General features: G+C 58.3%; 1 protein-coding gene. It reads left to right on the forward strand.

All coding sequences use genetic code 11. The annotated features are described in order from the left end of the window. Positions 1-64 precede the first annotated feature (64 nt). A protein-coding gene (locus FFR93_RS40395; RefSeq protein ID WP_138397225.1) for an IS3-like element ISRle4 family transposase occupies positions 65-1,254 on the forward strand; the annotation gives its coding sequence in 2 pieces (ribosomal slippage) (positions 65-314 and positions 314-1,254; 1,191 coding nt in all). Positions 1,255-1,272 lie beyond the last annotated feature (18 nt).

The following is a 1,272-nucleotide window of genomic DNA, read 5'->3' on the forward strand; positions in this document are numbered from 1 at the left end:
TGGCCTTGCCCCGTTGAAATAATCCATTTTGAAGTAAGCTCTGGCCCATTGAGAGGACCAGAGGATGAAGCGCAATCGTTTCACAGACGAACAGATCATCGGCATATTGAAGGAGCACGAGGCAGGCACGCCGGTCTCGGAGCTTTGCCGCAAGCATGGCGTTAGCGATGCCAGCATCTATAAATGGAAGGCCAAGTTCGGCGGCATGGAGGTGTCCGAGGCCAAGCGGCTGAAGACGCTTGAGGACGAGAACACGAAGCTGAAGCGGCTCCTGGCGGATGCGATGCTCGACAATGCTGCCTTGAAAGACCTTTTGGGAAAGAAGTGGTGACGCCCGCGGCCAAGCGGAAAGCTGTCGCGCATCTGATGAGCCATCATGAGATGAGCGAACGGCGGGCGTGTAAAGCCATTGGTTTTTGCCGAATGACGGTCCGTTATGAGACCAGGCGCGACGATGATCATGAGCTTCGCGAGCGAATGAAGGCGTTGGCGCATGAACGTCGCCGCTTCGGATATCGACGCATTCATGTGCTGCTCCGGCGGGAGGGTCACCTCGTGAACCACAAGAGGCTCTTCCGGCTCTATCGGGAGGAGAAACTGACGGTGCGCAAGCGCCGCGGTCGCAAGCGAGCGATAGGCACGCGAGCGCCGATGCTGGTGCCGATGGTGGCCAATGATCGCTGGTCGCTAGACTTCGTGTCGGATCAGTTCACCGATGGGCGCAGGTTGCGGATTCTGACCGTCGTCGATGATTGCACGAGGGAGTGCCTGGCGTTCGTCGCCGATACATCGCTTTCCGGTCTTCGCGTCGCACGGGAGCTTGACCGGATTATCGAGGAGCGCGGCAAGCCGAGGATGATCGTCAGCGACAACGGCAGCGAGTTCACCAGCAACGCGATCCTGCAATGGGCGGACCGGACCAAGGTTGACTGGCATTACATCGCGCCTGGAAAACCGATCCAGAACGCTTTTATCGAAAGCTTCAACGGGCGGCTGCGAGACGAGTTCTTGAATGAAACCCTGTTCTCGTCGCTTGCTCACGCCCGGTCTGCGCTTTCAAACTGGCGTAGCGATTACAACGATCAACGCCCGCATTCAAGCCTTGGCTGGCTGACACCGGCCGAATTCGCTCAGACACTCAACCCGCGACGTGATGCGGTGCTGCGCAGCCGAAATGGCTCCGCACCGCAACCCGCCGCTACCGAACCAACAACAGCAACCAAAAACCGCTGGAGCGAACTCAAAACTGGATAAAACTTGGGGGCAAGGTCA

It is taken from the genome of Rhizobium sp. MHM7A (assembly GCF_005862215.1).
Classification (GTDB): Bacteria; Pseudomonadota; Alphaproteobacteria; order Rhizobiales; family Rhizobiaceae; genus Rhizobium; species Rhizobium bangladeshense.